Raw genomic sequence first — 6,286 nt, 5'->3', positions numbered from 1 at the left:
ATTATGTTCGCGCGCGCCGCGAATGGTGATCGCGCGCAGGCTCGACTGGCCCGTCTGTTGGCGCTGCTTGGCCTTGATCACTTCGTCCATACCGAAAATTCCAGAGAAGGGAGCGGACGCCGACGGGAAAGCGATCAGGCGCCGAGGTTAAGCTCGGAACATAGGAAGAACGGGAATCGATTGCTAGTAGCCAGTGAGAACCATCAACGGATAGTTGGGGTGCTGACCGCTGCTGCCAGTTTTGTTCGGCTCGATTGCGCGGTCCGTTTGGTGCGATCCCTGGTTTCTTCGCGCGGGTTCCCAATCGGAACGTCAACGCGCGCCAACGAGCCCATGTGAGAAGCCGCCAACAAAAAGGCCGGCGCAGTGGCCGGCCTTTTCGAATTCCAACGCGTATGTTGCGATCAGTATTTCCCGACCACCGGGCCGCCCCAACGATAGTTGACGCGCACCGAGACCAGATCGGCATCGCCGTGAATGCGATCGGTGCTGAAGACCGCGCCGCTGTTCACGTTGGTGAAGGTCGTGGTCGCATTGGCGATGAAGAGATGGTTGTACTCGAACGCCGCCGACCAGTTCGGCGCAAACGAGAACTCGATGCCGCCGCCGACGGTGCCGCCCCAACGGGTTTCGCCGGAAGGTGACGCCAGCACCGCGCCGGCTGCGAGAATGTTGTTGTGGTCGGCAATGACAGCGGCGCCACCCTTGAAATAGAGCAGGGTGGTGTTCCAGGCATAACCGACCTGGCCCGTGAACAGACCGAACGCATCGATGCGGGAACGGTTGGTATCGGCAGGCGTCACCAGACTGATGTTGCTGCCCTTCAGGCCGGACCAATCACCCTGGGCTTCAAGACCCCAGACCCACGGTCCGGTTTCCCAGCGATAGCCGAGCTGCGCGCCGGCAAAACCGCCTGATGTCGTGTGGCAGCCTTCGGTGCCGACAACCGGCGCAGTTTGATCGAAGCAACGGTTCGCGGTGCCCCAGCCGCCGTTGAGGCCGAGATAGAAGCCGCTCCAGTCGTACAGCGCCGGTATGAACGCTTCAGGTGCCTTGCTGTAGGGGCGCGCTGGAAGATCGGCAGCAACAGCCGGCGCGATCGCGCCCAGCGAGATCAGTGCGAGTGCACCGAGCAGGAAGCTTTTCTTCATCGTCCCGATCTTCTTCACCAGCGCGTCGTGTTGTGCACGAGGCCTATTCCAAGTTAGAGGCAGCGCCCATCCGCCCAATTTCACGTGGGATCATAGGTCATCCGGGGCCCCAAAGCCGTCTCCCAAAAGCCACACTCGGACATGAACTGTGCGTTGGTGAAGCCGATGAATTCTAAGGCGTTTTGCAGGGCGGCCCGCGCCAGAGCCGGCACGGCGTGAATCCCGCGGCCTGGCCCGTGAAAAATACGGTTTTCCGGCCTTTCTTGGGAACAAAACTGGAACATTTGGGGCGCCGATGCTATATGTGGATAACCGCGCGGATGCAGGGGCATCGCCAGCCAGCGAGCGTATAGGGTCTGCGCCAACAGGAATGCGAGTGGAGAGAGGGCGATGGCAGGAAGCGTGAACAAGGTGATTCTGGTCGGAAATCTCGGCAAGGATCCCGAAATCCGGCGGACCCAGGACGGGCGGCCGATCGCCAATCTCTCCGTCGCGACCTCGGAGAGCTGGCGCGACAAGGCGACCGGTGAGCGCAAGGAAAAGACCGAATGGCACCGCGTCGTGATCTTCAATGAGGGTCTGTGCAAGGTCGCCGAGCAGTATCTGAAGAAGGGCGCCAAGGTTTACATCGAAGGCCAGTTGCAGACCCGCAAGTGGACCGACCAGAGCGGCGCCGAGAAGTATTCCACCGAAGTGGTGCTGCAGGGCTTCAATTCGAACCTGACCATGCTGGACGGCCGCGGTGGCGGCGGAGGTGGCAGCTTCGGCGGCGACGATCAGGGGAGCGGGGGCGGCGATTTCGGCGTCAGCGGTCCGTCGAGCGCGCCGCGCCGGGCAGTGGCCAGCGGCAGCCGCAACGCCGACATGGACGACGACATTCCGTTCTGAGGGATTGCCTCTGAGCCTTCGCCCAAAGCACAGGGAGCGCCTCGCGCTCCCTTGCCGTTCAGCGCCGGTGCGGGCGTTGACGCCGTTGCCGCGGCGTCGATGCGCGCCGTTTCACAACCATCATGCGCGCGCTCATTTTAGGCCCCCGCGAGCCCATCGCGCGCGGTTCCGTCCGGACCTCGGATTAACCGCTAAGTAGCTGGAAAAACGAAGGGAAAAACCCCTCACAAATGCCAGTTTGAGGTGGTTTTTGGCGCCCCGATGCGCTATATGAACATGATTCTGATTTGACCGGATTTTCCCTTGTCTGAACCTGAAGATACCATGCCCGGCGAACCGTCGGGACCTTCTGACGTCCGTCCCGTTTCCATCCTCGACGAGATGAAGCGCTCCTACCTCGATTACGCCATGAGCGTGATCGTGTCGCGTGCGCTGCCGGATGCGCGCGACGGTCTCAAGCCGGTTCATCGGCGCATCCTGTACTCGATGTACGAGCAGGGTCACACGCCGGACAAGAAATACGTGAAATCCGCGCGCGTCGTCGGCGACGTCATCGGTAAATATCACCCGCATGGTGACCAATCGATCTATGACGCCATGGTGCGCATGGCGCAGGATTTTTCCATGCGCGTGCCGCTCATCGACGGCCAGGGCAACTTCGGCTCCGTCGACGGCGATCCCCCGGCGGCCTATCGATACACCGAAGCCCGCCTCGCCAAGCCTGCCATCCCGCTGCTTGACGATATCGACAAGGACACGATCGATTTCCAGGCCAACTACGACAACTCCGACACCGAGCCGTCGGTCCTTCCCGCGAAATACCCCAACCTGCTCGTCAACGGCGCCGGCGGCATCGCGGTCGGCATGGCGACCAACATTCCGCCGCACAACCTTGGCGAGGTGATCGACGCCTGCACGGCGCTGATCGACAATCCCGGCCTCTCGATCGACCAACTGATCGAGATCGTTCCGGGGCCGGATTTTCCAACCGGCGGCATCATCCTCGGCAGGCAAGGTATTCGCTCGGCCTATCACCTCGGCCGCGGCTCGATTGTGATGCGCGGCAAGGTGGCGATCGACACGATCCGCAAGGAGCGCGAGGCGATCATCATCACGGAGATTCCCTACCAGATCAACAAGGCCACCATGGTCGAGCGCATCGCCGAACTGGTGCGCGAGAAGAAGATCGAGGGCGTCGCCGATCTGCGCGACGAATCCGACCGCGATGGTTTTCGTGTCGTCGTCGAGCTCAAGCGCGATGCCGTGCCCGACGTGGTGCTGAACCAGCTCTACAGGTTCACCCCGCTGCAAACCACGTTCGGCGCCAACATGGTGGCGCTCGACAACCGCCGTCCGCAGGTGATGAACCTGAAGGACATGCTGCAGATCTTCATCGCGTTCCGCGAACAGGTGGTGACGCGGCGAACCAAGTTCCTGCTCAACAAGGCGCGGGACCGCGCGCATATCCTGGTCGGCCTCGCCATTGCGGTCGCCAACATCGACGAAATTATCAAGGTGATCCGTACCTCGCCCGACCCGAACACGGCACGCGAGGCCCTGATGTCGCGCGACTGGCCGGCGCAGGATGTCGCCGCGATGATTACGCTGATCGACGATGCCCGCCATCGCCTTGCCCCCGACGGCACCGCGCGGCTCTCGATGGAACAGGCCAAGGCCATCCTCGACCTGCGCCTGCAGCGGCTCACCGCGCTCGGCCGCGACGAGATTTCCGACGAGCTCGACAAGCTCGCGGTCGAAATCAAGGATTACCTGGACATCCTGCGCTCGCGCGCGCGCATCCAGGGCATCATCAAGACCGAGCTGGCGGCGGTGAAATCGGAATTCGCCACCCCACGTCGGACCGTCATCATGGAGCAGGAAGGCGAGGTCGAGGACGAAGACCTGATCCAGCGCGAGGACATGGTTGTGACCGTGTCGCACGCCGGCTACGTCAAGCGCGTGCCGCTGTCGACCTATCGCGCGCAGCGCCGCGGCGGCAAGGGCAGGGCCGGCATGCAGACCCGCGACGAGGATTTCGTCTCTCGCTTGTTCGTCGCCTCGACCCACACGCCGGTGCTGTTCTTCTCCTCGCGCGGACAGGTCTACAAAGAGAAGGTCTGGCGGCTGCCGATGGCAGCGCCCAATGCCCGCGGCAAGGCGATGATCAACATCCTGCCGCTCGAGCAGGGTGAGCGCATCACGACCATCATGCCGCTGCCGGAGGATGAGAGCTCCTGGAGCAATCTCGACGTGATGTTTGCCACCACCGGCGGCAACGTCCGCCGTAACAAACTCTCCGACTTCGTCGATGTTCGCCGCTCCGGCATCATCGCCATGAAGCTCGACGAGGACGAGGCGATCGTCGACGTTCAGATCTGCACCGAGCACGACGACGTCCTGCTCACCGCGGCTGGCGGCCAGTGCATCCGCTTTCCCGTCACCGATGTTCGCGTGTTCTCGGGCCGCACCTCGATGGGCGTGCGCGGCATCGCCTTGGCCGCAGGTGACCGGCTGATTTCGCTCGCGATCCTGCGCCATGTCGAGGCGACGTCGGAAGAACGTTCAGCCTATCTGAAGATGCGCCGTGCGGTCGCCGGTGAAGGCAGCGCCGAAGAGGCGGCCGCGGACAGCGAAGCCGAAGAGGTCTCAAGCGCCATTCAGCTCTCGCAGGAACGCTATGTCGAAATGTCGGCGCAGGAACAGGTGGTGCTGACCGTGTCGGCCAACGGTTACGGCAAGCGAACCACATCCTACGAATACCGCACCACGGGACGCGGCGGCAAAGGCATCGTCGCGATGTCGGTCAACAACCGCAACGGCAAGCTGGTCGCGTCCTTCCCGGTGGAGGAGTCCGATCAGATCATGCTGGTGACCGACAAGGGCCAACTGATCCGTTGTCCGGTGGAAGACATCCGCATCGCCGGCCGCTCGACGCAAGGCGTGATCGTGTTCGATACCGCTGACGACGAGCACGTCGTGTCGGTCGAGCATATCGGCGAGGAGGCCGAAAACGGCAACGGCAATGGAAGCGGCGGCGATTAGGCTCGCTGCTCCGCTTGCAGCGACGAGACCGCTCGTCGCTCTCGTCCTGCTATTGAGCTGTTCGACCGCCGGGATTTCGACGGCCAGCGCCTGCGAGTTGTCGCTGGTCGCACCGACGAGGTCGGCGCTCAAAAATCCCGTCGAGGTGCACACTTCGCTGGCTGGTGATGTCTTGATCGCGCGCTTTTCCGTCACCTCGTCGTCCATCAATGCGAAGAGGGAGCTTGGTCCCGGCGAGCACCCCTACCAGTACGACGTCGTCGAGGTGTTCGCGACGTTTTCCGAGCGCGGATTTCCTTACTTTGAGTTCGAAGTGTCGCCTTACAACCAGACATTCCAGGTCAGGATCAACGATCCCAAACAGCATCAGGAAGGCGTCGATCTCGGGCTGACATCGACGGCGGAGATCGCAAAAGGCGGGTGGACGGCGCAGTTGAAAATTCCGCTCAAGGCTCTGGGCTGGGATGGCGATCCCGGCAAGATCCGCGGCAACCTCTATTCCGTGCTTGGACAGGCGAAAAAGCGCAGCTATTGGAGCGCTTTCCTGCCGAAAGCGGCACGGCCGAACTTCCACCAGGTGGAATATTTCAAGCCGCTGTTGCAGTGTGCACCAGCCGCCTAGCAGCCCTCCTGAATGACGGGCGCTGAGAGCCTTTGAAGAACGACAATCGAGCTTGCCTGCATGGCGGCGTCGTGTGACGGTATCGCGCAGATTGCGGCAACCGATTCAATGACGCCCGAACAAGTTCGTCTCATCAAGAATTCGTTCGATACGATGTGGCCGATGCGCGGCGACATCGCCGAGCTGTGCTATCTCCGGTTTTTCGAGCTGGCCCCCGAGGCAAAGGCGCTGTTCAAGGACGACATGGAGCAGCAACGGGCCAAGCTGATGGACATGATCGCGGCGCTGGTCGGCTCGCTTGATCAGCACGCGATATTCCAGTCGATCGTCGCAACATCGGGCCGCCAGCACGCCCGCTTTGGCGTTCGTGCCTCGCAATACACCGCGTTGGGCGAAGCGCTGATGTGGAGCCTGGAGCGCAAGCTCGGCGCGTCACTGACGCCGGAATTGCTGGCGTCCTGGCAAGCTCTCTACGCCACCGTGCAGGCCGAGATGCAACGTGCGGCTGCACGGGCCTAGCGCCTTACAAGGCTTCGCGGCGATCCTCGCCCTGCGATCGCCTTTGCAGAGGAAAACGTCGTGA

General features: G+C 62.3%; 5 protein-coding genes. 4 read left to right on the top strand and 1 reads right to left on the bottom strand.

Annotated elements, in window-relative coordinates; translation table 11 throughout:
• Positions 1-404 precede the first annotated feature (404 nt).
• On the bottom strand, positions 405-1,151 hold the full coding sequence (locus tag VFL62_RS20670) for an outer membrane protein (protein WP_325174242.1): 747 nt from the start codon (positions 1,149-1,151) through the stop codon (positions 405-407).
• 390 nt (positions 1,152-1,541) lie between these two features.
• Between VFL62_RS20670 and VFL62_RS20665 the strand changes: the two genes are divergently transcribed.
• From VFL62_RS20665 to VFL62_RS20650, 4 genes are all read left to right on the top strand, one after another.
• Entirely contained in the window at positions 1,542-2,039 is a 498-nt protein-coding gene (locus VFL62_RS20665; protein ID WP_325174241.1) for a single-stranded DNA-binding protein, read from the top strand.
• A gap of 324 nt (positions 2,040-2,363) precedes the next feature.
• A complete protein-coding gene (gene gyrA / locus VFL62_RS20660) occupies positions 2,364-5,081 on the top strand; it encodes a DNA gyrase subunit A (RefSeq protein WP_414644793.1) in 2,718 nt (905 codons plus the stop codon).
• On the top strand, positions 5,062-5,703 hold the full coding sequence (locus tag VFL62_RS20655) for a carbohydrate-binding family 9-like protein (protein WP_325174239.1): 642 nt from the start codon (positions 5,062-5,064) through the stop codon (positions 5,701-5,703). The genes gyrA and VFL62_RS20655 overlap by 20 nt, the downstream gene beginning before the upstream one ends.
• Before the next feature lie 60 nt (positions 5,704-5,763).
• On the top strand, positions 5,764-6,222 hold the full coding sequence (locus VFL62_RS20650; RefSeq protein WP_325174238.1) for a globin domain-containing protein: 459 nt from the start codon (positions 5,764-5,766) through the stop codon (positions 6,220-6,222).
• Positions 6,223-6,286: the final 64 nt, after the last annotated feature.

Source organism: Bradyrhizobium sp., assembly GCF_035701725.1.
In the GTDB taxonomy this organism is placed as follows: domain Bacteria; phylum Pseudomonadota; class Alphaproteobacteria; order Rhizobiales; family Xanthobacteraceae; genus Bradyrhizobium.
The sequence above is the reverse complement of the archived record's forward strand: the minus strand, read 5'-3'. Positions and strand labels throughout refer to the sequence as shown.

Excerpts from the sequence above, each read along its gene's own strand:
- VFL62_RS20650 (WP_325174238.1), top strand. The coding sequence starts at position 5,764 with ATGGCGGCGTCGTGTGACGGTATCGCGCAGATTGCGGCAACCGATTCA.
- VFL62_RS20655 (WP_325174239.1), top strand. The coding sequence starts at position 5,062 with ATGGAAGCGGCGGCGATTAGGCTCGCTGCTCCGCTTGCAGCGACGAGA.
- VFL62_RS20670 (WP_325174242.1), bottom strand. The coding sequence starts at position 1,151 with ATGAAGAAAAGCTTCCTGCTCGGTGCACTCGCACTGATCTCGCTGGGC.
- VFL62_RS20665 (WP_325174241.1), top strand. The coding sequence starts at position 1,542 with ATGGCAGGAAGCGTGAACAAGGTGATTCTGGTCGGAAATCTCGGCAAG.
- gyrA (WP_414644793.1), top strand. The coding sequence starts at position 2,364 with ATGCCCGGCGAACCGTCGGGACCTTCTGACGTCCGTCCCGTTTCCATC.